The sequence below is a fragment of the Streptomyces griseus genome, from assembly GCF_900460065.1.
In the GTDB taxonomy this organism is placed as follows: domain Bacteria; phylum Actinomycetota; class Actinomycetes; order Streptomycetales; family Streptomycetaceae; genus Streptomyces; species Streptomyces griseus.
The window spans coordinates 293,044-317,641 of the sequence record NZ_UAVD01000032.1; the positions used below are offsets into that span (position 1 = coordinate 293,044).

23 protein-coding genes are annotated in these 24,598 nt (G+C 73.8%); 13 read left to right on the forward strand and 10 right to left on the reverse strand.

The features are described 5' to 3' along the window. Positions 1-11: 11 nt before the first annotated feature. Both DTB53_RS24280 and DTB53_RS24285 read right to left on the reverse strand, forming a co-directional pair. Positions 12-998, reverse strand: coding sequence for an acyl-CoA dehydrogenase family protein (locus DTB53_RS24280; protein WP_012381344.1), 987 nt, complete (start codon positions 996-998; stop codon positions 12-14). Further along, positions 998-2,143 carry an acyl-CoA dehydrogenase family protein gene (locus DTB53_RS24285; protein WP_012381345.1) on the reverse strand — a complete coding sequence of 382 codons (1,146 nt, stop codon included), beginning with the start codon at positions 2,141-2,143 and terminating at the stop codon, positions 998-1,000. Before DTB53_RS24285 ends, DTB53_RS24280 begins: the two co-directional genes overlap by 1 nt. Positions 2,144-2,254: 111 nt before the next feature. Between DTB53_RS24285 and DTB53_RS24290 the strand changes: the two genes are divergently transcribed. The 5 genes from DTB53_RS24290 (at position 2,255) to DTB53_RS24310 (ending at position 7,170) form a co-directional block, all read left to right on the forward strand. Continuing rightward, positions 2,255-3,037: an SDR family oxidoreductase gene (locus DTB53_RS24290; RefSeq protein WP_012381346.1), complete on the forward strand. Its 783-nt coding sequence runs from the start codon at positions 2,255-2,257 to the stop codon at positions 3,035-3,037. Positions 3,038-3,067: 30 nt separating this feature from the next. Continuing rightward, positions 3,068-3,679 carry a TetR/AcrR family transcriptional regulator gene (locus tag DTB53_RS24295; RefSeq protein WP_003969784.1) on the forward strand — a complete coding sequence of 204 codons (612 nt, stop codon included), beginning with the start codon at positions 3,068-3,070 and terminating at the stop codon, positions 3,677-3,679. Positions 3,680-3,721: 42 nt separating this feature from the next. Then, positions 3,722-4,879: an acetyl-CoA C-acetyltransferase gene (locus DTB53_RS24300; protein WP_003969785.1), complete on the forward strand. Its 1,158-nt coding sequence runs from the start codon at positions 3,722-3,724 to the stop codon at positions 4,877-4,879. A gap of 276 nt (positions 4,880-5,155) precedes the next feature. Further along, a complete protein-coding gene (locus DTB53_RS24305; RefSeq protein ID WP_003969786.1) occupies positions 5,156-5,359 on the forward strand; it encodes a cold-shock protein in 204 nt (67 codons plus the stop codon). Positions 5,360-5,556: 197 nt separating this feature from the next. Next, on the forward strand, positions 5,557-7,170 hold the full coding sequence (locus DTB53_RS24310; protein WP_012381348.1) for a DEAD/DEAH box helicase: 1,614 nt from the start codon (positions 5,557-5,559) through the stop codon (positions 7,168-7,170). 204 nt (positions 7,171-7,374) lie between these two features. Here DTB53_RS24310 and DTB53_RS24315 read toward each other — a convergent pair whose 3' ends face one another. The 4 genes from DTB53_RS24315 to DTB53_RS24330 are packed head-to-tail and all read right to left on the reverse strand — an operon-like array spanning position 7,375 to position 10,866. Continuing rightward, entirely contained in the window at positions 7,375-8,484 is a 1,110-nt protein-coding gene (locus tag DTB53_RS24315; protein ID WP_012381349.1) for an NAD(P)H-dependent flavin oxidoreductase, read from the reverse strand. Next, positions 8,484-9,233, reverse strand: a complete 750-nt coding sequence (locus DTB53_RS24320) for a CoA-transferase subunit beta (RefSeq protein WP_012381350.1) — start codon at positions 9,231-9,233, stop codon at positions 8,484-8,486. The genes DTB53_RS24315 and DTB53_RS24320 overlap by 1 nt, the downstream gene beginning before the upstream one ends. Beyond that, positions 9,230-10,120, reverse strand: coding sequence for a CoA transferase subunit A (locus DTB53_RS24325; protein ID WP_042497409.1), 891 nt, complete (start codon positions 10,118-10,120; stop codon positions 9,230-9,232). The genes DTB53_RS24320 and DTB53_RS24325 overlap by 4 nt, the downstream gene beginning before the upstream one ends. Positions 10,121-10,122: 2 nt before the next feature. After that, positions 10,123-10,866, reverse strand: a complete 744-nt coding sequence (locus tag DTB53_RS24330) for an enoyl-CoA hydratase family protein (RefSeq protein ID WP_012381352.1) — start codon at positions 10,864-10,866, stop codon at positions 10,123-10,125. A 96-nt stretch (positions 10,867-10,962) separates the two neighbouring features. On the opposite strand from DTB53_RS24330, the gene DTB53_RS24335 reads away from it, so the two are divergent. The 3 genes from DTB53_RS24335 to DTB53_RS24345 all read left to right on the forward strand — a co-directional run bounded on the left by DTB53_RS24335 (position 10,963) and on the right by DTB53_RS24345 (position 13,448). Continuing rightward, complete coding sequence (locus tag DTB53_RS24335) at positions 10,963-11,895, forward strand: SDR family oxidoreductase (protein WP_012381353.1); 933 nt, start codon at positions 10,963-10,965, stop codon at positions 11,893-11,895. A gap of 165 nt (positions 11,896-12,060) precedes the next feature. Beyond that, positions 12,061-12,822: a VOC family protein gene (locus DTB53_RS24340; RefSeq protein WP_012381354.1), complete on the forward strand. Its 762-nt coding sequence runs from the start codon at positions 12,061-12,063 to the stop codon at positions 12,820-12,822. A gap of 53 nt (positions 12,823-12,875) precedes the next feature. After that, positions 12,876-13,448 (forward strand): GNAT family N-acetyltransferase, encoded by a 573-nt coding sequence (locus tag DTB53_RS24345; protein WP_012381355.1) that lies wholly within the window; start codon positions 12,876-12,878, stop codon positions 13,446-13,448. Between the two features lie 19 nt (positions 13,449-13,467). Here DTB53_RS24345 and DTB53_RS24350 read toward each other — a convergent pair whose 3' ends face one another. After that, positions 13,468-14,223 (reverse strand): ankyrin repeat domain-containing protein, encoded by a 756-nt coding sequence (locus DTB53_RS24350; protein ID WP_003969795.1) that lies wholly within the window; start codon positions 14,221-14,223, stop codon positions 13,468-13,470. A 30-nt stretch (positions 14,224-14,253) separates the two neighbouring features. Continuing rightward, positions 14,254-15,156 (reverse strand): hypothetical protein, encoded by a 903-nt coding sequence (locus tag DTB53_RS24355; RefSeq protein ID WP_012381356.1) that lies wholly within the window; start codon positions 15,154-15,156, stop codon positions 14,254-14,256. A 383-nt stretch (positions 15,157-15,539) separates the two neighbouring features. Here DTB53_RS24355 and DTB53_RS24360 point away from each other — a divergent pair, with 383 nt between their 5' ends. Next, positions 15,540-16,307 (forward strand): S1 family peptidase, encoded by a 768-nt coding sequence (locus DTB53_RS24360; protein ID WP_012381357.1) that lies wholly within the window; start codon positions 15,540-15,542, stop codon positions 16,305-16,307. A 67-nt stretch (positions 16,308-16,374) separates the two neighbouring features. Here the strand turns inward: DTB53_RS24360 and DTB53_RS24365 are convergent, their stop codons facing one another. After that, complete coding sequence (locus DTB53_RS24365) at positions 16,375-18,267, reverse strand: glycoside hydrolase family 35 protein (protein ID WP_012381358.1); 1,893 nt, start codon at positions 18,265-18,267, stop codon at positions 16,375-16,377. 225 nt (positions 18,268-18,492) lie between these two features. Between DTB53_RS24365 and DTB53_RS24370 the strand changes: the two genes are divergently transcribed. The 3 genes from DTB53_RS24370 to pepN all read left to right on the forward strand — a co-directional run bounded on the left by DTB53_RS24370 (position 18,493) and on the right by pepN (position 22,630). After that, positions 18,493-19,371, forward strand: coding sequence for an AraC family transcriptional regulator (locus DTB53_RS24370; protein WP_003969799.1), 879 nt, complete (start codon positions 18,493-18,495; stop codon positions 19,369-19,371). Between the two features lie 64 nt (positions 19,372-19,435). After that, positions 19,436-19,798, forward strand: coding sequence for a chorismate mutase (locus tag DTB53_RS24375; protein WP_003969801.1), 363 nt, complete (start codon positions 19,436-19,438; stop codon positions 19,796-19,798). A 243-nt stretch (positions 19,799-20,041) separates the two neighbouring features. Beyond that, positions 20,042-22,630, forward strand: coding sequence for an aminopeptidase N (gene pepN, locus DTB53_RS24380; protein ID WP_012381359.1), 2,589 nt, complete (start codon positions 20,042-20,044; stop codon positions 22,628-22,630). A 96-nt stretch (positions 22,631-22,726) separates the two neighbouring features. Here the strand turns inward: pepN and DTB53_RS24385 are convergent, their stop codons facing one another. Further along, the gene (locus DTB53_RS24385) at positions 22,727-23,125 is read right to left on the reverse strand and encodes an ArsR/SmtB family transcription factor (RefSeq protein WP_012381360.1); all 399 of its coding nucleotides are present in this window, start codon (positions 23,123-23,125) and stop codon (positions 22,727-22,729) included. Between the two features lie 549 nt (positions 23,126-23,674). Between DTB53_RS24385 and DTB53_RS24395 the strand changes: the two genes are divergently transcribed. Beyond that, positions 23,675-24,598: pyridoxal phosphate-dependent decarboxylase family protein (locus DTB53_RS24395; protein WP_146777730.1), on the forward strand; the 924-nt coding region annotated here is incomplete at its 3' end.

Consider the following 24,598-nt stretch of genomic DNA (forward strand, 5'->3'; position numbering starts at 1 on the left):
GGCCCGGGGCCTCAGCCCGCCAGCACCCGGGCCCGGCAGGCGGACGGCGCACCCCAGGCGTCCCGCAGCGGCCGGGCCCGGCGCAGCCACCACGCGAGGTCCAGCTCCTCGGTGTAGCCGACCGCTCCGTGCGCCTGGAGCGCGGTGCGGGCCGCCGCGTACCCCGCCTCGCCCGCCGTCGCCTTCGCCGCCGCGACCGCCGCCCCCGCCCTGGCCGGCCCGTCCGCCAGTTCCACCGCCGCCCCGTACAGCAGCGGGCGCGCGAACTCCAGGCCGAGCAGGGTGTCCGCGAGGCGGTGCTTGACCGCCTGGAACGACCCGACGGGCACCCCGAACTGGGTGCGCTGCTTCACGTACGCCACGGTCGCCCGCAGCAGCTCCTCCCCGCAGCCCAGGGCCAGGGCCGCCGTGGCGAAGGACGCCCAGGTCTCCGCCGCCCGTGCCGCCGCCCGTATCGCCGGGCCCTCGGCGACCGGCGCGCCGCCCGGCTCCGGCCGGAACAGACGCCGCGCCGGATCCGCCGACGCCGACGGCTCCCCGGGGCCCGCCGCGAGCCGCAGTTCGTCGCCGTCCACCGTGAACACCGCGTCCGCCGCGTCCGCGTCCAGGGCGTAGGACCCGGGCCCCTCCGGGACCAGCGACACCACCGCCGTGCCCGCGGCGATCCTCGGCAGCCACTCCGCCGCCGCCGGCCCGCCCGCCCCGCCCAGCAGCACCCCGGCCGCCAGGGTCTCCGCCACCGGTCCGGGCACCGCGTGCCGCCCCAGCTCGACGCAGGCGACGGCCACCTCCACGGGGAGCGGCCCCAGACCCCCGTACGCCTCGGGCACCGCCAGCGCGAACACCCCCGCCTCCGCGAGCCGCCCCCACAGGGCCCTACCCGGGGCGCGGTCCCCGGCGGCCCACGCCCGCAGCACGGCCGGGGTGTCCGCCGCCGTCAGCATCGCGTCCAGCGACCGGCGAAACTCCCGCTGCTCGTCGTCGAGGAGGAAACGCATCAGCGCCGTCCCTTCGGCAGGCCGAGCAGCCGCTCGGCGATGATGTCCCGCTGGATCTCGTTGGTCCCGGCGTACACCGGGCCCGCCAGCGCGAAGACGTACCCCTCCGCCCACGCGGTGTCCGCCCGTTCCGCGTCCGGGCCCAGCAGGTCGAGCGCCGTCTCGTGCAGCGCGATGTCGTAACTCGACCAGAACACCTTGTTCAGGCTGGACTCGGGCCCCAGCGAGGCCCCCGCCGCGAACCGGGACGCGGAGGCGGCGGTGAACAGCTGGTAGGCCCGCGCCCCGATCACCGCGTCCGCCACCCGGTCCCGCAGCGCCGTGTCCGCAGGGTCGCCCGCCTCCCGCCACAGGGCCCGCAACCGGTCGGCGGCGGCCAGGAAACGGCCGGGGGAGCGGAGGGTGAGGCCGCGCTCGTCGCCGGTGGCCGACATGGCGATGCGCCAGCCCTGCCCCGGCTCCCCGATGACGTCCGCGTCCGGTACGAAGACCTCGTCGAGGAAGATCTCGGCGAACGCGGGCTTCCCGTCCAGCCGCCCGATCGGACGCACGGTGACCCCGGGGTCCCGCAGCCCGAACATCAGATACGTCAGCCCCTGGTGCGGTCTCGCCGCCCCCGGGTCCGTACGGAAGATCCCGAACGCCCGGTCCGCGAACGCCGCCCGCGAGGACCACGTCTTCTGCCCCGACAGCAGCCAGCCGCCCCCGGTCCGCACCGCCCGCGACCGCAGCGCCGCCAGGTCCGACCCGGCCTCCGGCTCCGACCAGGCCTGCGCCCAGACGACCTCGCCGCCCGCCATCGGGGGCAGCACCCGGGCCCGCTGCTCCGCCGTGCCGTGGGCGAGGAGGGTCGGGGCGAGGAGGCTGATCCCGTTCTGCGCGACCCGGCCCGGCGCGCCCGCCGCCCAGTACTCCTCCTCGAACGCCAGCCAGCCGAAGAGATCCGCGCCCCGGCCCCCGTACTCCTCGGGCCAGGAGACCGCCGACCAGCGCCCGGAGTGCAGCAGCGCCTCCCACTCCCGGTGCGCGGCGAACCCCTCCCCGGTCTCCAGGGAGGGCAGCGGCCGGGGCGGTACGTGCTCCCGGAGCCAGTCCCGGGCCTCGGCCCGCAGGGCTGCCGTCCGTGCCGTCTGCGCCAGATCCACGAGGCACCCGCCTTCCGTCCGGTCGGCGGCGTCGCCGAGAGCGTTCCCTAACAAGTGTTTGGTAGGTTAACGTACGACCCAGAGACCGTCGAGAAGCCGGGGGACCGGGCCATGGACACACCGCCGTACCTGCCGGGACACGGACTGCTGGCCGGCCGCACCGCCGTCGTCACCGCCGCCGCCGGAGCCGGGATCGGCGGCGCGACCGCCCGCCGCTTCCTGGAGGAGGGCGCCCGCGTCGTGATCGGCGACGCCCACGCCCGCCGGCTGAAGGAGACCGCCCACGCCCTGGCCGACGCGTTCGGACCCGACCGCGTCACCCACCTCGCCTGCGACGTCACCGACGAGGAGCAGGTGGCCGCCCTCTTCGCGCACGCCGAGAACGCCCACGGCGGCCTCGACATCGTCGTCAACAACGCGGGCCTCGGCGGCACCGCCGAACTCACCGAGATGACCGACGACCAGTGGACCAGGATCCTCGACGTCACCCTCAACGGCACCTTCCGCTGCACCCGGGCCGCCCTCCGCTCCCTCAAGGCCGCCGGCACCGGGGGAGTCCTCGTCAACAACGCCTCCGTCGTCGGCTGGCGCGCCCAGCGCGGCCAGGCCCACTACGCCGCCGCCAAGGCCGGCGTCATGGCCCTCACCCGCTGCGCCGCCGTCGAGGCCGCCGACTACGGCGTTCGCGTCAACGCCGTCGCCCCCAGCCTCGCCATGCACCCCCACCTCGCCAAGGTCACCTCCGCCGAACTCCTCGCCGAACTCACCGCGAAGGAGGCCTTCGGCCGGTACGCCGAACCCTGGGAGGTCGCCAACGTCATCGTCTTCCTCGCCAGCGGCTACTCCTCGTACATGACCGGCGAGGTCGTCCCCGTCAGCAGCCAGCATGCGTGAACACACAGGCCGTGGAAGGACAATGGCCGGGTGTCTACCAAGAAGAAGCCCCAGGTGACCCCCACGCCGGAGCGACGCCAGGAACTGCTCGCCACCGCCGCCGAGGTCTTCGCCGCCCACGGATACAACGCCACCACCGTCCGCCGGATCGCGGACGAGGCCGGGATGCTCGCGGGCAGCCTCTACTACCACTTCGATTCCAAGGAATCGATGATCGACGAGATCCTCTCCACCTTCCTCGACGAGCTCTGGCAGGGCTACGACACGGTCCTCGCGGCCCGCCTCGGCCCCCGCGAGACCATCGAGGCCCTGGTCACCGAGTCCTTCCGCGAGATCGACCGGCACCGCCCCGCCGTCGCGATCTACCAGAAGGAGTCCAAGCACCTCGCCACCCAGCCGCGCTTCGCCTACCTCGCCGACTCGCAGACCAAGTTCGAGGAGGCCTGGCTCGGCACCCTGGAACGCGGCGTCGCCGAAGGCGCCTTCCGCGACGACCTCGACATCCGCCTCACCTACCGCTTCGTCCGCGACACCGTCTGGGTCGCGGCCTCCTGGTACCGGCCCGGCGGACACCACAGCCCCGAGGAGATCGCCCGTCAGTACCTCTCGATGGTGCTCGACGGAATCGCCCTGCGTACGTAACCGGAAACCGGTCCACCCCGAGCGCACCGAGGAGCAGCAGCCATGGCCGAGGCCTACATCGTCGAAGCGGTACGCACCCCCGTCGGCCGTCGCGGGGGCGGCCTCGGGGCCGCCCACCCCGCCGACCTCGGCGCGCACGTGCTGAAGGAGCTGATGGCCCGCTCCGGAGTCGACCCGGCGGCCGTCGACGACGTCGTCCTCGGCTGCCTCGACACCGTCGGACCCCAGGCCGGCGACATCGCCCGTACGTCATGGCTCGCCGCGGGACTGCCCGAAGAGGTCCCCGGCGTCACCGTCGACCGGCAGTGCGGCTCCTCCCAGCAGGCCCTCCACTTCGCGGCCCAGGGCGTCCTCTCCGGCACCCAGGACCTCGTCGTCGCGGGCGGCACCCAGAACATGACCCAGATCCCCATCGCCTTCGCCTCCCGGCAGGCCGCCGAGCCCCTCGGCCTCACGCAGGGGCCGTACGCGGGCAGCGAGGGCTGGCGCGCCCGCTACGGCGACGCCCCCGTCAACCAGTTCCACGGCGCCCAGCTGATCGCCGGGAAGTGGGGCATCAGCCGCCGCGACATGGAGGAATTCGCCCTCACCTCCCACCACCGGGCGCTCCGCGCCATCGACGAGGGCCGCTTCACCCGGGAGACCGTCGCGTACGGGGACGTCACCGTGGACGAGGGGCCGCGCCGCGACACCACGCTGGAGAAGATGGCCGGTCTGCGGCCCGTCGTCGAAGGCGGCACCATCACCGCGGCCTGCTCGTCCCAGGTCTCCGACGGGGCCGCCGCCCTGCTCATCGCCTCGGAGCGGGCCGTCGCCGAACACGGGCTCACCCCCCGCGCCCGCGTCCACCACCTGTCCGTACGGGGCGAGGACCCGATCCGGATGCTCTCGGCCCCGATCCCGGCCACCGCGTACGCCCTGAAGAAGACCGGCCTCACCCTCGACGCCATCGACCTCGTCGAGATCAACGAGGCCTTCGCCCCGGTCGTCCTCGCCTGGCTGAAAGAGACCGGAGCCGATCCCGAACGGGTCAACGTCAACGGCGGGGCCATCGCGCTCGGCCACCCGCTCGGCGCGACCGGGGCACGGCTGATGACGACCCTGCTGCACGAACTGGAACGCACCGGCGGCCGCTACGGGCTCCAGACGATGTGCGAAGGCGGCGGACAGGCCAACGTCACCATCGTCGAGCGGCTCTGAGGACCCCGCCGCACCCCCGCCCGGCACCGTCCGTACGCCCTCTGGTCAGCCAGGTTTTCCCTCCGGCGGCGTGGCGAGCCCCGCCGCCGGAGGAGAGGACGTGCTAGGGTGTTTCCCGTTGCAGTTTTGGTACCCATGAACTTTATGTGCGCCTGACGGGAATGCTTCCTCAGGCGCTTTATTGTTTTCCGGCTTTCTCCGGATGGGGCTCAATGCGGCGACTTGGAATCCGTAAAGTGCGGATTCTCGGCACTGCACCTCTTTTAGGAGAATGACATGGCTACTGGAACCGTGAAGTGGTTCAACTCGGAAAAGGGCTTCGGCTTCATCGAGCAGGACGGCGGCGGCGCCGACGTCTTCGCCCACTACTCCAACATCGCCACCTCGGGCTTCCGTGAGCTCCAGGAGGGCCAGAAGGTCTCCTTCGACGTCACGCAGGGCCAGAAGGGCCCGCAGGCGGAGAACATCGTCCCGGCCTAATCGCTGGACGCGTACCTCGCTGACCGGGGCCCGCACCGTGAAGGTGCGGGCCCCGGTTTGTGCTGTCCGAGCGACCACCTGTCGCAACAACCCGTTCTGTGCGCACATCCTGGGGGCGCACCCGGACGGCCGGGCCGGCACAAGGAAGTAAACCCATTCGGCAGTTGCCCAGGAATCCCCCAGGAGGGCAATTCCGTATGACCAGCTCCGAACGCCAGGACCGCACCCCCCGCTCGCGACCGGCCCGTGGCCGAGGCCGCGGACAGGGCTCCGGCGCCCAGGCTCCCGCGAACGGCCGGGGCGGCGCACCCCGCTCCAGGGCCCAGGGCGGCTCCAGGCCCCCGGCCCGCCGCAAGCCCGCCGTCGCACCGCCCGCCGAGTTCGCTCTGCCGGAGACCGTGACCCCCGCGCTGCCGTCCGTCGAAGCCTTCGCCGACCTGGACATGCCCCCCGGGCTCCTGAAGACCCTCGCCGCGCAGGGCGTCACCGAACCGTTCCCCATCCAGGGCGCGACCCTGCCGAACTCGCTGGCAGGCCGCGACATCCTCGGCCGCGGGCGCACCGGCTCCGGCAAGACGCTCGCCTTCGGCCTGGCCCTGCTGGCCCGCACCGCCGGACGCCGCGGCGAGCCGCGCGCCCCGCTCGCCATGGTCCTCGTGCCGACGCGCGAACTGGCCCAGCAGGTCACCGACGCGCTGACCCCGTACGCGACCGCCGTGAACCTGCGGCTCGCCACCGTCGTCGGCGGCATGTCCATCACCAAGCAGTCCGCCACCCTGCGACGCGGCGCCGAAGTGCTCGTCGCCACCCCCGGCCGGCTCAAGGACCTCATCGAGCGCGGCGACTGCCGCCTGGACGAGGTCTCCATCACCGTCCTCGACGAGGCCGACCAGATGGCCGACATGGGGTTCATGCCCCAGGTCGTCGCCCTGCTCAAGCAGGTCGAGGCGGACGGCCAGCGCATGCTGTTCTCCGCGACCCTCGACAAGAACATCGACCGGCTCGTGAAGATGTTCCTCACCGACCCGGTCGTGCACTCGGTCGACCCGTCCGCCGGGGCGGTCACCACGATGGAGCACCACGTGCTCCACGTCCTGGACGAGACCGACAAGAAGGCCGTCGCCACGAAGATCGCCGCCCGCGAGGGCCGGGTGATCATGTTCGTCGACACCAAGCGCGCCGCCGACCGCTTCGCCAAGCGGCTGCTCGCCAGCGGTGTACGAGCGGCAGCCCTGCACGGCGGACGGTCGCAGCCGCAGCGCAACCGGACGCTCGATCAGTTCAAGAACGGGCAGGTCACCGCGCTCGTCGCGACGAACGTCGCGGCCCGCGGCATCCACGTCGACGACCTCGACCTGGTCGTCAACGTGGACCCGCCGACCGACCACAAGGACTACCTCCACCGCGGCGGGCGCACGGCGCGCGCCGGGGAGTCCGGCAGCGTCGTCACGCTGGTGCTGCCCGAGGAGAAGCGCGAGATGACCCGGCTGATGCAGGACGCGGGCATCGCCCCGCGCACCACGCGGGTCACGTCCAGCGACGAGGAGCTGACCCGGATCACGGGCGCCCGTGAGCCCTCGGGCGTCGCGATCGTCATCGAGGTGCCGCAGCCGACGCCGCCGAAGCAGCGGACCCGGTCGGGCTCCGCTTCCGGCGGGGGAACGGTGCGCTCCGGAAGCCGGGGTCGGGGGCGGCGGGGCTCGGGCGCGGGCGCGGGTGCCGGTGCCGGGTCCGGCGCGCAGGGCGGCGCGGCCCGCTCCGGCGCCCCGTCCCGCTCCGGCGCCCCTTCGCGACGCCGCAGGGCGGCGTAGCGGCCGTATCCGGCTGCCCGGTGGTCGCGGGCCGGGGCAATCCAGGCCGTCCGGCGCTTGAGGACCGGGGTGCGGGGCAGCGCCCCGAAACCCCGGGCCGGGGGCGGCTGAGGACCGACGTCGGCCGGGCCCTTGCCCCAAGCGCCGGACGGGCTGGAACGTGACCGGCCGGTCCCCGGTCCTCGGCCTCGGGCGAAGAGGCCCTCAAGCGCCGGACGGGCTCGATGCGCCGCCGGACGGGCCCGCTGACGCGCCGGCGGGCGGGCCCGCCACCGCCCCCAGCCCCGCTAGCGTCCGCTCCGCGTCCGACATCACTCGCCCCACCAGTCCCGCCACGCTCGGCAGGTCCTCGATCAGGGCCGCGACCTGGCCCGAGGCCATGATGCCGAGGTCCGTGCGGCCGTCGACCATGGACGCCCTCAGGAGCATCGGGGTGTTCGCCGCCAGCAGCACCTGGCTCCAGCTCAGTTCCTTGCCGTGCCGCATCGCCAGGCCGTCGCGGACCATGCCCGGCCAGCTCAGGCCGGAGATCCGGCGGAAGCCCGACGCCCGGCGCAGCGCCCGGTACAGGGAGCGCAGCCGGCCCGCACCCTCCAGCTCCGCCACCATCTCCGTACGGAGCATCCGGTGCGGGAGGCCGTCCACCGCCCTCGTCAGGGTGATGTCCGCGGCGGTCGCCGCCAGATAGCGGGCCTTCACCGCGTCCGGGACCGTCGAGTCCGAGGTCAGCAGGAACCGGGTGCCCATCGCGACGCCCGCCGCCCCGTACGCCAGCGCCGCCACCAGGCCCCGGCCGTCGTGGAAGCCGCCCGCCGCGACCACCGGGATGTCCACCGCGTCCACGACCTGCGGCAGCAGCACCGTGGTGGCGACCTCGCCGGTGTGGCCGCCCCCCTCGCCGCCCTGCACGATCACCGCGTCCGCGCCCCAGGCCGCGACCTTCTCCGCGTGCCGTCGGGCCCCCACCGAGGGGACGACGACCACGCCCGCGTCCTTCAGCTCCGCGATCAGTTCCCTCGACGGGGCGAGCGCGAACGACGCCACCCGCACACCCTCCTCGACGATGATCCGGACCCGCTCCCGGGCGTCCCCCGCGTCCGCCCGCAGATTCACCCCGAACGGCGCGTCGGTCCGGGACCTCACCTCCCGTACCGCCGAACGCAGTTGGCCCGGTGACATGGTCGCCGAGGCCAGGATGCCGAGCGCCCCGGCGCGGGCGGTCGCGGTGACCAGGCGAGGGCCCGCCACCCAGCCCATCCCGGTCTGCACGATCGGATGCCGGACACCCACCAGGTCGGTCAGCGCCGTACGCATCAGGACCGCACCTCCCGGTCCCGGGTGCGGTCCGGGTCGACGACCTCCCGGATCAGGGCGAGTTCGGCCGGGGAGGGGGCGCGGGTGTACGGGACGTCGTCCGGGACCGTCAGCGCGAAGCCCGTCGCTTCCCGGACCCGGTCCACCGTGACGCCGGGGTGGACCGAGACCAGGCGCATCGAACGGTCGGGCGTCGCGAAGTCGAAGACCCCGAGATCGCTGACGACCCGGGGGATGCGGTGGAAGCGGGTGGCCGACGGGCCGGCCGCCCGCGCGCTGTCGTGGCCGACCCCGCAGATCATGTCGACCTGTTCGACGAAGACCCGGGGGGAGTGCCGGGGGATCCAGTAACTCACCGGGTTGTTCAGGGTGTTGACCGGGGCCCCGCGCACGCCCAGCAGTTGCCGCGCGGGCTGTTCCCAGTCGCCGATGCAGGAGATGTTCTGGTTGCCGAAGCGGTCGATCTGGCTCGCACCCATCATCACGTGCCGACGCCCGCCGGTCACCAGGGCCAGATGCCTGCGGTAGGGGAGCCAGCCCTCCACCTCGCTGGCCGGCCCGACGAGCGTCGCCTCGCCGTCCGTGAGCAGCAGGTCGGGGGCGAAGGTCAGCCGGGCCAGCCGCGCCCCGGCCGCAGGCACCGCGCCCATCGGGCTGGCCAGGATCTCGCCGTCGCCCCGCCAGGCCTCCGCGCACGCGATCACGCACGTCTCGGCGCGGGTGGCGGCTCCGGTCGCGTACGCGTTCACTTCTGCTCCTCGTGCCAGGTGCGGACCGCCTGCCGGTAGCCCTTCTCGTCACCGTCCGGCGGCAGGAAGCGGGCCGCGAACTCCGTCCAGGCGGCCGGGTCCGCCGCCGCCGCTGCGTACGCCTTCTGGAACGGTTCGTCGCGCGGATGGTCGGGCACGCAGGACGTGAAGTGCGCCCCGCCCGGCGTCTCCACGACGCCGGTGACGGAGTGCCGCTGCACGAGCAGGGTCTGCGGAGCGGTGGAGCCCTCGGTCAACTCCCGCGTTTCGACGATGCGTTCGCAGGAGACGTACGCCGCGTCCGCCGCTTCGCAGAACAGGTCGTCGAAATACGGGTCGGGTCCCAGGTACTGGCCGTTGCCGAGCCGGTCCGCCCGGTTGAGGTGGACCAGCGCCGCGTCCATCCGCAGGGCCGGCATCGCCACGAACTCCTCGCCGTCCTCGTACGGCGAAGTCACCGTGCGCAGCTCGGGGTTGACCCGCATCACATCCGATCCGATGCCCGCGCGGACCGGCAGGAACGGCAGGCGGTTGGCCGCCGCGTGCAGCCCCCACATGAACATCGCCTCGTCGATCTCCGTCAGTGCGAAAGCCCCGCGCTGCCGGGCCGCCCGGTAGTGCGGCTCCAGCGGGACGGAGTCGAGCGTGACGAACGCCGTGACCAGCCGGGCGATCCGGCCCGCCGCGGCCAGCAGCCCCACGTCCGGGCCACCGTACGAGATCACCGTGAGATCGGTGACCGGCGACCGGAGCAGCGCCCTGACCAGGGCCATCGGCTTGCGGCGCGACCCCCAGCCGCCGATCCCGATCGTCATGCCGCTGCTCAGCCGGCCGACCACCTCCTCGGGTGTCATCGTCTTGTCGCGCGCGTGAGGGGGAGCGGTCACGGTCAGGTCTCCTTGCCGAAGGTGTCGCGGACCCGGGCGGCGGTCCCGGCGAGGTTCGCCTCGAAGGTGAACCCCTGCTCGAAGCGGTAGCTGCGCTGTACGTCGACGGGGTCGATGCCGTTCAGCGCGGCCTTGGCGAGCCGCAGCAGATGGCCGTCCTTGGCGGCGATCTCCGCCGCCAACTCCAGCGCGGAATGCATCAGTTCGTGCGCCGGTACCACCCGCCAGACCGACCCGTGCGCGAGCAGCTCTGCCGCGGTGACGGTGCGGGAGGTGTAGTACAGCGTGCGCATCAGGTGCTGCGGGACCAGCCGGGCCAGGTGGGTCGCCGCGCCGAGCGCTCCCCGGTCCAGCTCCGGCAGGCCGAAGACCGCGTCCTCGCTCGCGACGATCGCGTCGGCGTTCCCGACGAGTCCGATCCCGCCGCCCAGGCAGAACCCCCGCACCGCCGCGACGACCGGCACCTCGCAGCCGTACACCGCCGCGAACGCCTCGGCGCAGCCCCGGTTGGCGCCGATGAGGGACTCGTGCCCCGTGTCGCGTTGCAGTTCCTTGACGTCGACGCCCGCGTTGAAGCCGCGCCCGGCGGCGGCCAGGACCACGCAGCGGGCTCCGGGATCGCGGCCCGCCGCCCGGACCGCGTCGGCCAGGTCGTACCAGCCCTGTACGGGGAGCGCGTTGACGGGGGGACGGTCCACGGTGACGACGCGGACGCCGTCCAGGGGGGAGGAGGTGGAGACACTCATCGGAGGATCGGCTACCTTTCCACCAAACATTTGTTAGGTGGACGGTAGCAGTCACGCCCCCGCCCGCCAACCGGTCCCACGTCCACGGGAGATGAGATGACCGCACCCACCGCACACCGTGCCGGACTCTGCGCGGACCGGGTCGTCGCCGTCACGGGCGCCGGGCGGGGGCTGGGCCGGGCCCACGCCCTGGCCTTCGCCGCCGAAGGGGCGCGCGTCGTCGTCAACGACCTCGGCGTCGGGCCGGACGGCGGCGGGGGATCCGGCGGACCGGCCCGTGAGGTCGTCGAGGAGATCGTCGCGGCGGGCGGCGAGGCCGTCGTCCACGGCGGTGACATCACCACCGCCGAAGGCGCCGCCTCCCTCGTGGCCACCGCCCTCGACGCCTTCGGCCGCCTCGACACCCTGGTCAACAACGCGGGCTTCCTGCGCGACCGGATGCTCGTCAACCTGGACGAGGACGACTGGGACGCGGTGATGCGGGTCCACCTCAGGGGCCACTTCCTGCCCCTCAAGCACGCCGCCGCCCACTGGCGGGCCGAGACGAAGGAGGGCCGGCCCCCTGCCGCCCGGGTGGTCAACACCAGCTCCGGCGCCGGACTCCTCGGCAGCGTCGGCCAGGGCAACTACGCGGCGGCCAAGGCCGGAATCGTCGCCCTGACCCTGGTCGCGGCGGCCGAGCTGGGCCGGTACGGGGTCCACGTCAACGCCCTCGCCCCGGCCGCCCGGACCCGGATGACCGAGCGGACCTTCGCCGAGGCGATGGCGGCCCCGGGGGCGGGGGAGTTCGACGCCATGGCCCCCGCCAACGTCTCCCCGCTCGTCGTCTGGCTCGGCTCCGCCGCGAGCGAGGGGGTCACGGGCCGCGTCTTCGAGGCCGAGGCGGGCCGCATCACCGTCATGGAGGGCTGGCGACGGGGCCCCACCGACGACCGGGGCGCCCGCAGATCACCGGCCGAGGCGGGTGAGACGGTCCGCCGGCTGCTGGCGGACGCGGAGGAGCCGGGGCGGGTCTACGGCGCGTCCTGAGGGGAGCCCGGGCCCGGTCCTGCCGCTCCTCCCGCGGGGCCCGGGCCTGTCGGAACGCCGTGCCCGCCCCAGGGCCGTGCCCCCGGTCTCGTACGGCGCGGGAAACCCGTTTGCGTACCCGTACGGGCAACCGGTATCCAGCAGGAGACCCCGGAGGAGCACAGGATGACGCGGCACGGCCCGATGAACGAGTTCTGCTGGATGGACCTGAAGACCCGCGACCCGGCCGGCACCGCGGCCTTCTTCTCCTCGGTGCTGGGCTGGGACTTCGCCGTGGACGAGGAGGACTGGCGGCGGGCCGTCAAGATCTCCGCCGGGGGCGACCGGATCGGCGGGGTGAGCGATCTCGCCCAGCCGGTCTACCCGCCCGGCACGCCGCCGCACATCGCCTTCTACCTCGCGGTCGACGACGTGGACCACCGTACGGCCCTGGCGGTGACGAACGGGGCGCAGGTCGTCGTCCCGCCGTTCGACGCGGGGGACCAGGGCCGCATCGCCACCCTGATCGACCCGGTGGGCGCCGCCCTCTCCCTCTGGCGGCCGAGGGGATTCGCGGGCTGGCCGGTGTCGGCCGAGGCGGAGGGCACGCCCCACCACGCGGTCCTGGCCTGCGAAGACCCCGAGCGGGCACGGGAGTTCTACACCAGGACCACGGGCACGCCCCTCGGCCGGGCGGCCTTCCGGAAAGCCGCCCCCGCCCCGGCCGGCACGGACGCGGGCACCGCCGCCGGCTCCGCACCCCGCTGGGAACTGGCCCTCGCCGTGCACGACCCGGACGCCGTGGCCGACCGGGCCCGCGCCCACGGGCCGGACCTCGTCACCCTCACCGGGGAGGGGCATCACCGCGTCGTGCGGCTGCGCAGCCCGGAAGGGCTGACGTTCCAGGTCCAGGGCGGCGGGGAGCACGTCCCCGTCCCCGGCCGCTGACCCTCGCGCATATCGGGTGGCGCGGCACCGCCGCCGGGGGTGAGGATCGCCGTATGCGCCCCTTCCTGGAGACCGACCGGCTCGTCCTGAGCCCGGTCACGGCCGCCGACGCCCCCGACCTGCTCGCCCTCGACAACGATCCCGCCGTCATGAGGTACATCAACGGCGGCCGGCCGACGAGCCCCGAGGAGATCCGGGACCGCACCCTGCCGAAGCTCCTCCACGACCACCCGTGCACCGGAACCCGGGGCTTCTGGGCCGCCCGGGAGAAGCGCACCCGGGCCTTCCTGGGCTGGTTCGAACTCCGGCCGCTGACCGACCACGACCCCGCCGTCGCCGAACTCGGCTACCGGCTCAACCGGGCCGCCTGGGGCCGCGGTTACGCCACCGAGGGCGCGCGGGCCCTGGTCGACAAGGGGTTCACCGACCTCGGGGTCCAGCGGGTCACCGCCAACACCATGGCGGTCAACACGGGGTCCCGGCGCGTGATGGAGAAGACGGGTCTGACCTTCCTGCGGGCCTACACCGAGGACTGGCCGGAGGCCATCGAGGGCTCCGAACACGGCGAGGTCGAGTACGTCCTCACCCGCGAGGCCTGGGAGCGCGGTCGGCCGGGAGCCGGGTAGCGGCCCCGGCGACCGGCGGCTACGACGCCCCGCCCAGCAGAACCGCGATCTCCCCGTGCCCCGTGTGCTGGTCCGTGCCCGCGGCCGGCACCCCGTCCCGGAGCAGCTCCACCGCCATCGTCTCCTCGCCGTCCCGGCGGTCGTGGAGCGTCACCGTCTCGATGTCGGAGCCGTACGACTCCTCCAGCCGCCGCCGCAACTCCCGCTCCGGGTCGAGAGAGGCGATGCGCCGCGCCTCGGCCAGCGCGAGCGCGACCGCGGACTCCTGCCCCGCCGCCCCCGCCCCGTGCGCGAGCAGCGCCCGCACCGTCCGCCGGGACCCGCGCTGCGCCGCCAGCACCAGCATCGACTCGCCCTGCGGGCCCGGCAGCAGCGGGTCCGCGCCCCGGGACAGGAGCACTTCCACCGTCCCCGCGTGGCCCAGGCCGACCGCCCACCGCAGCGCGGTGAAACCGAACTCCTCGCGCAGATCCGGCCGGGCCCCGGCGGACAGCAGGGCCTCCACCACCTCGGTGTGCCCGCCGCACGCCGCCCCGCAGAGCGGCAGGTCGCTCGCTTCGGGGCCGCTCGCCCGGTTCGGGTCGGCCCCGGCGGCGAGCAGCAGGCGCACCGCCTCCAGCCGGTCCTGCACCGACGCCAGATAGAGCGCCGTCGTGCCCTCCTCGTCGCTCGACTCGGCCGACGCTCCCGAGCGCAGTGCCCGTACGACCGCGTTCTCGTCCTCGTACAGCGCGTCGAACAGGCGTAGTTCGTCCCTGATCGGCTCGTTCGTCATGCTTCGATCCTACGGTGGCCGGATCGACGCTCAGGTGTCGCATTCCAGAGGGGTCCTGCACAGCCCGCAGCGCGCGGTGAACCGGCCCCGGACGGGGACCCTGATGCGCTGGTGGCAGGTGGGACAGGGGAAAGAGACCCGCAGGTTTCGGCCATCGGCCTCGAAGGCGTACGGGACGTCCGGGTCCGGGCCGGTGCCGGGGTGGTCCAGGGCGTAGCGCCGGTCCTTGGCGTAGCGCCGACGGCTCGCCCAGCCCGCGGCGGTCAGCGGGGGTCTGCGCAGGTCGTGCAGCGCCCGCTCGCGCCCCTTCGTGTACGCCGTGTACGCCTGGGGGCTGGTGAACCACGGGGAGGGGTCCTCGCCGAAGGCGAACGCCCGCTTGGCCAGGACGTATCCGAACTCCTCGGGGGTGAGGTAGCCGAGTTTCTGCCGGGAGGTGGCGTCCTCCCGGAACGCGTCCAGCAGCAGCCAGCCGGCGCCGAGGTAGGCCGTCGTGGTGTCGGTCAGGATCTCGTTGGCGCGGGTGCCGGGGAACTCCAGGCCCAGCCGGTGCAGCAGCACATGGGTGACCTCGTGCGCGAGTGCCGCCCCGATGTCCCTGCGGTGGGTGCGGAAGCGGTCGTTGAGCTCGATGAAGTACTCGGGGCCGGCGGTCAGTTCCACGCTCGCCGCGTGCTCCATCGCCCGGAAGCCGACGATCATGCGGGCCTCGGGCAGATGGAGGTGCTGGACCAGGGAGCGCGCCACCCGCTGGGCCCCCAGATGCAGATCGTCCTCGTCCGCGAACGCGGCGTCGGCGGGCGGGAGGCTGGTGGCATAGGCGTGGACGCCGTCCGCGGAGAGCCGCCGGTAGAGCGCCGTGATGGCGGAGCGGACCGTGTCCAGATGCGGAAAGCCGTGGACGACAGGTGCGCCCGGAGGGCCGTTCGCCATCCCGGAACCCCCATCCCCGACGGTCGACGGACTCCACTGTATGCCGGGCGGAGGAGGGGGCCGCGAACGCGCCCCGATGATCTTGGCCGAAAAGTGCACCTTGTGGCAGCGGTCACGCGGCACCGATAATCGGAGTGTTCTTGTCGAGTACATGACTAGTTCGGCCGCGGTGCCGGACGTCGTCACCCGGCCGGGACACGCGTGCCGGACCGCGCGACCCACAGCACTTCCGTACGCCCGTACCTCCCGCGGGGCCCCACGCGGCGCCGCTGTGCGGAACCCACCGCACGGCGCCTCCTCCAGGGGCTCCTGCACCGCAACGCAGCACGGCAACCCCCCACAGCAACCCCCCACACGAAATCCCCCCACGAAAGCAGGACTCCGTGAAGCTTCTGAGCGTGCTGAAAAGGTGTTCCGTCGGCATAGCCGCCGTCGCCCTCGCGACCGTCAGTCTCCAGCCCGCCTCCGCGGCCCCCCAGCCGATCGTCGGCGGGGAACGCGCCGCCCAGGGCGAGTTCCCGTTCATGGTCCGGCTCTCCATGGGCTGCGGCGGTGCGCTCTACGCGCAGGACATCGTCCTCACCGCCGCCCACTGCGTGGACGGTTCGGGCGACGACACCTCCATCACCGTCACCGGCGGCGTGGCCGACCTCCAGTCGCCCGACGCCGTCGAGGTCCAGTCCACCAAGGTCCTCCAGGCCCCCGGCTACAACGGCACCGGCAAGGACTGGGCGCTGATCAAGCTCGCCCAGCCGATCGACCAGCCCACCCTGAAGATCGCCACCGACGGCGCCTACGACGAGGGCACCTTCACCGTCGCGGGCTGGGGCGCCGACAAGGAAGGCGGCAGCCAGCAGCGCCACCTCCTCAAGGCCGACGTCCCGTTCGTCACCGACGCCGACTGCCAGGGCGCCTACGGCAACCTCGTCGCCGACGAGGAGCTGTGCGCCGGCCTCCTCGACACCGGTGGCGTCGACAGCTGCCAGGGCGACTCCGGCGGCCCGATGTTCCGCAAGGACGACGCCGACGAGTGGGTCCAGGTCGGCATCGTGAGCTGGGGCCAGGGCTGCGCCCGCCCGAACTACCCGGGCGTCTACACCCAGGTCTCGCACTTCGCGGGCGACATCGCCTCCGCGGCCGACTCGCTCTGACCCCGGTCCGAGCCCGGACCCCGGTCCGGGCCGGCCATCATCGGATCACCGCACGTCCGGCCGGTGATCAGCGCTGAACCACCCCGGGGGCGTCCGTATCGGCGGGCGCCCCCGGACCCAGCTCCACCCGCGGCTCGCCCGCGTCCTCCAGCTCCAGGACCCACACCTCGTTGACACCGCCGCGGAGCACCGGGCCCGGCACGTACAGGGTCCGCTGCGGGCCCGCCGACCAGTACCGGCCCAGGCAGAAGCCGTTCACCCAGACGAACCCGCGGGACCAGCCCGGCAGTTCGACCCCCGCGTGATCGACACCGGGAACGCCGGGCGTGCCGGAAGCGGTTGATGCGCCGGAGGCGCCGGGATCGCCGGAGGCGCCTGAAGCGCTCGCGGTCCCCTCGACGGTGAACGTCCCCCGGAACAGACCCGTCCGCCCCGCGTCGCCCGCCCCCGCGGCACCGGCCACCGGCCCGAACGGGACCGCGGCCACCGCGCCCGCGTCGTCGAACGCGTCGAGCCGCAGCCCCCGGGCCCGTACCCCGTGCAGATACTGCCGCTCGTGCAGCACCCCGCCCGTGACGCCCTTCGGCTCACCCAGGCGCGGCCCGTAGTTGACCCGGCCCAGCGACTCCACCCACAGCTCGACCTCCGCAGGGCCCGCGACCGGCTCCGGCAGCGTCCCGGACTCCTCGGTCAGCACCCCGGCCCGGACCCCGTCCACGGACACCACCGCCCGGTCCCGCAGCCCCGACGCCCCCAGCGGATACGCCTGGCGCGGCCCCGGCACCGCCACCCGGTAGCGCACCAGCCCCCGGTCCACGCCCAGCTCCTCGAACGTCGCAGGCACCCCCGACTCCGTCTCCGGATCGCCCAGCACCTCCAGGACGTCCCCGAGCGGGGCCCACTCCGCCAACTCCACCCGCACCGGACCCGCGAGCCCGACCGGCTCCGGCGGCAGCGCGGGCAACGGCCCCTCGGCGTACGCCTCCAGGACCTCCCGGAACAGCCGGAACTTCTCCGTGGCCCGCCCGTACTCGTCGACCGGCGCGTCGTAGTCGTACGACGTCACCGTCGGCTGGAACGACTCGTCCTGATGCGGTCCGGAACGGTTCGCCCCCGCCCAGCCCCCGAAGTTCGTCCCCCCGTGCGCCATGTAGACGTTCACCGACGCCCCGCACTCCAGGATCTCCCGCAGCGCCCCGGCCGCCTGTTCCGGATCCCGGCGCACCGGCTCGGCCCCCCAGTGGTCGAACCACCCGCACCAGAACTCCATGCACATCAGCGGCCCCCCCGGCTGATGCCGGCGCAGCACCGCGAACCCCTCCCGCGCCCCCGAACCGAAGTTCGCCGTCGCCAGCAGCCCCGGCACCGAACCGCCGGTCAGCATGTGGTCCTCCGGACCGTCCGACGTGAACAGGGGAACCGTCACCCCGCACTGCCGCAGCAACCCCGCCAGCCACTCCAGATACACCGCGTCGCTGCCGTAACTCCCGTACTCGTTCTCCGCCTGCACGAGGACCACCGGACCGCCCCGCGACACCTGCCGCCGCACCACCTGCGGCAGCAACTCCCGGAACCACCGCTCCACCACCGCCCGGTACGCCGCGTCCCGGGTCCGCACCCGCCGCCCGAACCGGCCCGTCACCCACACCGGGAGGCCGCCGTTCTCCCACTCGGCGCAGATGTACGGACCCGGCCGCACGATCGCCCACAGCCCCGCCCGCTCCACCGCGTCCAGGAACCGGCCGAGCGCCCCCACGTCCCGGACCTCGCCCTCCCGGGGCTCGTGCAGATTCCACGGCACGTACGTCTCGACACAGTTCAGCCCCATCGCGGCGAGCATCGCCAGCCGGTGCTCCCACTGCGCCTCGTGCACCCGGAAGTAGTGCAGGGCGCCCGACAGCAGCCGCACGGGCTTCCCGTCGAGCCGGAAGCAGTCGTCCCCCACGGTGAAGTCGGTCATGGCGCAGTTACGCTCCTGTGCTCGGCCGCACCCGGCGGCCCTCGGGTCGATTGGTCCGACCACCTTCACCTCTGGCGCCGTACCCGGTCCATGGACAAAGATCGCTGTTGATTGGACACAAAGCACCCGTCGGCCGGACACGACGGACCACGGACCAGCCGGTTCGACGCGACGCACCGGCCGGTCCGGCGCCACGGAGACCAGCAGGGGAGAGGAGGGACCGCGATGTACCACACCTGGATGCGCTTCTTCACCCCCAGCCCGCTCCACCACCGCCTGGGCCTCGTCTGCCTCGGCGTCGGCCTCCAGCACGGAGCGCTGCCCACCGTCGGACCCCGTACCCTCGACCACCACGTCGCCGTGATCGTCAACTCCGGCACCGGCTGGTTCAAGGGACCCGACGGCCGCCGCACCCCCGTCACCGGCCCCAGCCTCATCTGGCTGACCCCCGGCACCCCCCACCACTACGGCGCCGACCCCGGCACCGGCTGGGACGAGAGCTTCGTCGACTTCACCGGCCCCGCCACCACCACGTACACCGAACTCGGCTACATCGAGCCCGACCGCCCCCTCGTCCCCCTCTCCGACACCGCCGCCCCCCGCGCGGCCGTCGGACGCATCGTGCGCGCCGCCCGGCGCGGCAACCCCCTCCTGGAGGTGGAGACCGGGGCCGCCGTCCACGAACTGCTCGTCTCCCTGCGCCGCGCCCGCGCCGACATCGGCCCCGACGGCGACCCGGTGCTCCAGGCGCTCGCCCGCGACGCGTACCAGCCGCTCACCGTCGCCGAGCACGCCGCCCGGCACGGCATGACCCCCGCCGAACTGCGCACCGCCGTACGGCGCGGCGCCGGGTGCAGCCCCAAGGACTACCTGCTGGGCATCCGCCTGGGCCGGGCCAAGGAACTCCTCGCCGCCACCGACCTCCCGGTCGCCGCCGTGGCCCGCCGCGTCGGGTACGACGACCCCGCCTACTTCTCCCGGCTGTTCGCCCGCCGCGTCGGCACCGCACCCGTCCGCTTCCGTGAACAGCAGGGCCGCAGTGTGCCCGGCGGCTGGAGCGACCGGGTGCCCGACCCCGACGACCCGCCGACCATCATCACGTGAGCGGCGGCCCAGGACCCGCCGGCGGCCGGAGGGCGGTGCCGCCGGGGGTCTAAGCTCGCTCACCATGAGTACGAGCGAGATCGACGCGTCCGTCCAGGCCGAGCTGAACCGGCTGCGCGAGAGCATCGACAACATCGACGCCGCCGTCGTCCACATGCTGGCCGAGCGGTTCAAGGCCACCCAGCAGGTCGGCCGCCTCAAAGCGGACCACAAGCTGCCGCCCGCCGACCCCGCCCGCGAGACCCGTCAGATCGCCCGGCTCCGGCAGCTCGCGCAGAGCGCCAACCTGGACCCGGCGTTCGCCGAGAAGCTGCTGAACTTCATCATCGCCGAGGTCATCCGCCACCACGAGCGCATCGCGGACGAAACGGAGAACGGCGACGCCGGCCGGACCGCAGGCACCAAGGACGCCGCCACCGGGACCTGACCGGCCCTGCCGGAGGCACGAAGGACGCCGCCACCACGGGGGCCGGCCGGCCGGACCGGAGGCACGGGGGACGCCCGCACATCTCCAGCCCTGGCGCGGGCCCATCCGTCCCGCTCACCGCCCGCCCCGCCCTCCTCCCGCAGGTCCTCCCGCTGCGCGCCTCTCCCGCCCCGCCCCGCCCGCCCCGTCCGCCCAGGGAGAACCCCCCTGCGCCCGCCGTCCCCCGTACGGCAGCATGGGGCCATGTCCGTACTGACGCGCGACGAAGCGCAGACCCGAGCCCAGATCCTCGACGTGGAGCGGTACACGATCGCCCTCGACCTCACCACCGGCGAGGAGACCTTCGACTCCGCCACCGCCATCCGGTTCACCGCCCGCGCGGCCGGAGACACCTTCGTCGAGGTCAAGCCCGCCACCCTGCGCTCGATCAGTCTCGACGGACAAGCCCTGGACCCCGCCCTCCTCGACGGCAACCGCTACCCCCTCACCGGCATCACCGCCGGCCCCCACGAACTGCACATCGACGCCGCGATGCACTACTCCCGCACCGGCGAGGGCATGCACCGCTTCACCGACCCCACCGACGGCGAGACCTACGTCTACACCCAGCTGTTCATGGAGGACGTCCAGCGCGTCTTCGCCGCCTTCGACCAGCCCGACCTCAAGTCCGTCTTCGCCATCGACGTCACCGCCCCCAAGGGCTGGACCGTCCTCGGCAACGGCGTCGCCGAACACACGGGGGAGGGGCGCTGGACCATCGCCGCCACGCCCCCCGTCTCCACCTACCTGGTCGCCGTCGCCGCGGGCCCCTGGCACTCGATCACCACCGAGCACGCCGGACTGCCGTTCGGCATCCACTGCCGCCGCTCGCTCGCGCCCCACCTCGACGCCGACGCCGACGAGATCCTCGACATCACCCGCGCCTGCTACGACCGCTACCACGAGAAGTTCGACGAGCCCTACCCGTTCGACTCCTACGACCAGGCCTTCGTCCCCGAGTTCAACGCCGGCGCCATGGAGAACCCCGGACTCGTCACCTTCCGCGACGAGTTCGTCTACCGCTCCGCCGTCACCGACACCGAGCGCCAGACCCGCGCCATGGTCATCGCCCACGAGATGGCCCACATGTGGTTCGGCGACCTCGTCACCCTCACCTGGTGGGACGACATCTGGCTCAACGAGTCCTTCGCCGAGTACATGGGCTACCAGACCCTCACCGAGGCCGTCCTCCCCCGGACCGCGAACTCCCCCCGGGCAGGACGGACCCCGTTCCCCGACACCTGGGTCGACTTCGGCGTCGCCCGCAAGGGCTGGGGTTACGACGCCGACCAGCGCCCCTCCACCCACCCCGTCGCCCCGGACCCCGACGCCGTCCCCGACACCGCGTCCGCCCTCCTCAACTTCGACGGCATCAGCTACGCCAAGGGCGCCTCCGCCCTGCGCCAACTCGTCGCCTGGCTCGGCGAGAAGGACTTCCTGGCCGGCATCAACACCCACTTCGCCCGCCACAAGTTCGCCAACGCCACCCTCGCCGACTTCATCGACAACCTGGCCTCCGCCACCGACCGCGACGTCCACGCCTGGGCCGAACAGTGGCTGCGCACCACCGGCATCGACACCCTCACCGCCGAGATCGCCGCCCCCGAACCCGCCGCCGCCACCGAGCCCAACGGCAACGGCCAGTCCTGGGCCCTCACCGTCACCCGCGACGGCTCCCGCCCCCACCGCGTCACCGTCGGCGCCTACGACCACGCCCTGGGCGCCCAGGGCAGCCCCGGCCACCTCGCCCTGCGCGAACGCTTCGCACTCGACGTACCCGGCGACGGGACGCCCACGGTCCGCCCCGGCCGCCGCCCCGCCCTCGTCGTCCTCAACGACGGCGACCTCACCTACGCCAAGGTCCGCCTGGACGCCGCCTCCTGGGACACCGTCCTGACCAGCCTCTCCGGCATCCCCGACCCCCTCACCCGGGCCGTCGTCTGGAACACCGCCCGCGACATGGTCCGCGACGCGCAACTCCCTCCCGCCACCTACCTCGCGACCGCACGCACCCACCTCCCGCACGAGACCGACCTCGCACTCGTCCAGGGCGTCCTGTCCTTCGCCGCGGGCCAGGTCGTCGACCGCTACACCACCCCCGAGGACCTGCCGGCCGCCCGCGCCACCCTCACCGACCTCTGCCGCGACCTCATCCGCCGCACCGAGGACGGCTCACAGCCGGGCCTCCGCCTCATCGCCGTACGCCACTTCATCGACGCCGCCACCCAGCCCGACACACTCCGCACCTGGCTCGACGAAGGCACCGTCCACGGCGGACCCGAACTCGACCCCGAGCTGCGCTGGCGCATCCTCACCCGCCTCGCCGTCCTCGGCGCCACCGACGAGACCACCATCGCCGCCGCGCTCGAAGCCGACCCCAGCGCCACCGGCCGCGAGGGCGCGGCCCGCTGCCGCGCGGCGCTGCCCACCGCCGAGGCCAAGGCCGCCGCCTGGGACGCCCTGTTCACCGACGACACCCTGTCCAACTACCTCTTCACCGCCACCGCCCAGGGCTTCTGGCAGCCCGGACAGGAAGCGCTGACCGACGACTACGTGGCCCGCTTCTACCCGGACGCCGTCGCCCTCGCCGCCCGCCGGGGCCCCGCCATCGCCGAAGCCGCCGGACGCTACGCCTTCCCCGCGTACGCCGTCGACCCCACGAGCCTCGGCACCGGCGTCCGCGCCCTGGAGGACCCGGCCCTCATCCCCGCCCTGCGCCGCAAGCTCGTCGACCAGCTCGACGACCTGCGTCGCGCCCTCGCCGTACGGTCGGCCGTCGCCCCCGCCGACTGACCGCCCCGCACGACCGCGGGCCCGGCACCACGGCCCGGCCCGCGGCCGTACGGCACGGGAGCCGCCTCCCGGCCCGCGGCCGTGCGGCACGGGGCATCAGCCGGGCCCGCCACCGGTCCCGTCCGGGACGTCGTCCGGAGCCCCGACCGGGGCGTCGTCCCCCGAGGCGCCCGCCGCCCGCAGATCGGCCAGCAGCTCCGCCTGGCCCGCCAGCACCCCGGTCAGGATCCTCCGCGCCACCCGCAACAGCTCCGCCACCCCCGGATCGGCCAGGGTGTAGTGGACGGCCGAGCCCTCCCGCCGGGCCGTCACGAGACCGGCACGGCGCAACACCGCCAGCTGCTGCGAGAGATGGGCGGCCTCGACCCCCACCTCGTTCAGCATCTCCGAGACCGCGTGCTCGCGCTCACTGAGCAGTTCGAGCACCCTGATCCGGACCGGGTGCCCCAGCGTCTTGAAGAACTCCGCCTTCAATCGGTACAGCGGTGTACTCACCGGCGCGGCCCCGTTCCGCACGCCGGGAACCCGCCCCACCACAGCTGACCAGAACTCTTCTCCATGGGTTCATCCTCGCGCCTTCGCGCCCCACGGAAGAAACCCGGGGACGACACCCCACCCCCCCACTCCGCCGGCACCCGCTCCGCGGTCTCCCGGGCGACACGCACGGCCGACCCACCGCGGGCAGCGTCAGCACATGCCGGTACGGCAACGAGTCGGGCGGCGTGATCATCGGGCGGACCCCCGGCCGGGAGAACCACCACCGCGGGCCGGAGAGCCGCGCGGGGGCCGCACACCGACGGCGGAACGGCCGTACAGCATGTAGTCAATTGCCGAAATCTGCAATTCACTCATTGAGCAAGACCCAGGGGGAGCGCCACCCCCGCCCCCTACCCCCTCCCCAACCCCACCCCGGCCCGGCAACCAGCCCACACCAACCACCAGTACCCCTTTCGAGTCCGGCTCGTTGGGCTCTTGGGCCGAGCCACCCGAAACCCGGGACAAGCCGGCACACCACCCCCGCACACCCGAAGGACCACCCCACCCATGCCCACCCCGCCCCTCGCCGGAGGCACCGCAGGCCCCGCCGCCCTCCGCCCCCTCATCGACACCGTCCTCACCGCACTCCACGACGGCGCGACCCTGCGCGGCGGCCCCCTCCCCGCCGGCGGCCCCGACACTGTCACCCCCCGCACCCACAACGCCACCCACCCCCTCATCCCCCACCACGGCACCGGCCCCCACCACGCCCTCCGCAACCTCGTCACCACCCTCGCCGCAGGCGCCGCGGACCCCGCCCACCCCCACTGCACCGCCCACCTCCACACCCCACCCCTCGCCCTCGCAGCAGCAGCCGACCTCGCCGCCAGCGCCCTCAACCCCTCCATGGACTCCTGGGACCAGGCCCCCGCCGCCTCCACCCTCGAAGCCGACCTCACCACCGCACTCGCCGCCGAGATCTACCCCCACACCCGCTCACCCGACGCCGTGATCACCACCGGCGGCACCGAGGCCAACCAACTCGCCCTCCTCCTCGCCCGCGAACGCCACGGCCCCGTACAGACCGTCTGCGGCACCAACGCCCACCACAGCATCACCCGCGCCGCCTGGCTCCTCGGCCTCCCCCGACCCGTCGTCGTCCCCGCCCCCACCGGCACCCTCGACCTCGCCGCCCTCGACGAAACCCTCACTCGACTCCACCGCCCCCTCCTCGTCATCGCCACCGCCGGCACCACCGACACCGGCGACATCGACCCCCTCGACGCCATCGCCGACCTCTGCACCACCCACCGCGCCGAACTCCACATCGACGCCGCCTACGGCGGACCCCTCCTCTTCAGCCCCACCCACCGCACCCTCCTCCACGGCCTCGACCGCGCCCACAGCGTCACCCTCGACCTCCACAAACTCGGCTGGCAACCCGCCTCCGCCGGCCTCCTCGCCGTACCCGAACACCACCACCTCACCCCC

Coding starts and splice junctions, on each gene's coding strand:
- DTB53_RS24280 (WP_012381344.1), bottom strand. CDS start 998: ATGCGTTTCCTCCTCGACGACGAGCAGCGGGAGTTTCGCCGGTCGCTG.
- DTB53_RS24305 (WP_003969786.1), top strand. CDS start 5,156: ATGGCTACTGGAACCGTGAAGTGGTTCAACTCGGAAAAGGGCTTCGGC.
- DTB53_RS24310 (WP_012381348.1), top strand. CDS start 5,557: ATGACCAGCTCCGAACGCCAGGACCGCACCCCCCGCTCGCGACCGGCC.
- DTB53_RS24340 (WP_012381354.1), top strand. CDS start 12,061: ATGACGCGGCACGGCCCGATGAACGAGTTCTGCTGGATGGACCTGAAG.
- DTB53_RS24375 (WP_003969801.1), top strand. CDS start 19,436: ATGAGTACGAGCGAGATCGACGCGTCCGTCCAGGCCGAGCTGAACCGG.
- DTB53_RS24365 (WP_012381358.1), bottom strand. CDS start 18,267: ATGACCGACTTCACCGTGGGGGACGACTGCTTCCGGCTCGACGGGAAG.
- DTB53_RS24355 (WP_012381356.1), bottom strand. CDS start 15,156: ATGGCGAACGGCCCTCCGGGCGCACCTGTCGTCCACGGCTTTCCGCAT.
- DTB53_RS24315 (WP_012381349.1), bottom strand. CDS start 8,484: ATGCGTACGGCGCTGACCGACCTGGTGGGTGTCCGGCATCCGATCGTG.
- DTB53_RS24350 (WP_003969795.1), bottom strand. CDS start 14,223: ATGACGAACGAGCCGATCAGGGACGAACTACGCCTGTTCGACGCGCTG.
- pepN (WP_012381359.1), top strand. CDS start 20,042: ATGTCCGTACTGACGCGCGACGAAGCGCAGACCCGAGCCCAGATCCTC.
- DTB53_RS24335 (WP_012381353.1), top strand. CDS start 10,963: ATGACCGCACCCACCGCACACCGTGCCGGACTCTGCGCGGACCGGGTC.
- DTB53_RS24370 (WP_003969799.1), top strand. CDS start 18,493: ATGTACCACACCTGGATGCGCTTCTTCACCCCCAGCCCGCTCCACCAC.
- DTB53_RS24300 (WP_003969785.1), top strand. CDS start 3,722: ATGGCCGAGGCCTACATCGTCGAAGCGGTACGCACCCCCGTCGGCCGT.
- DTB53_RS24290 (WP_012381346.1), top strand. CDS start 2,255: ATGGACACACCGCCGTACCTGCCGGGACACGGACTGCTGGCCGGCCGC.
- DTB53_RS24330 (WP_012381352.1), bottom strand. CDS start 10,866: ATGAGTGTCTCCACCTCCTCCCCCCTGGACGGCGTCCGCGTCGTCACC.
- DTB53_RS24345 (WP_012381355.1), top strand. CDS start 12,876: ATGCGCCCCTTCCTGGAGACCGACCGGCTCGTCCTGAGCCCGGTCACG.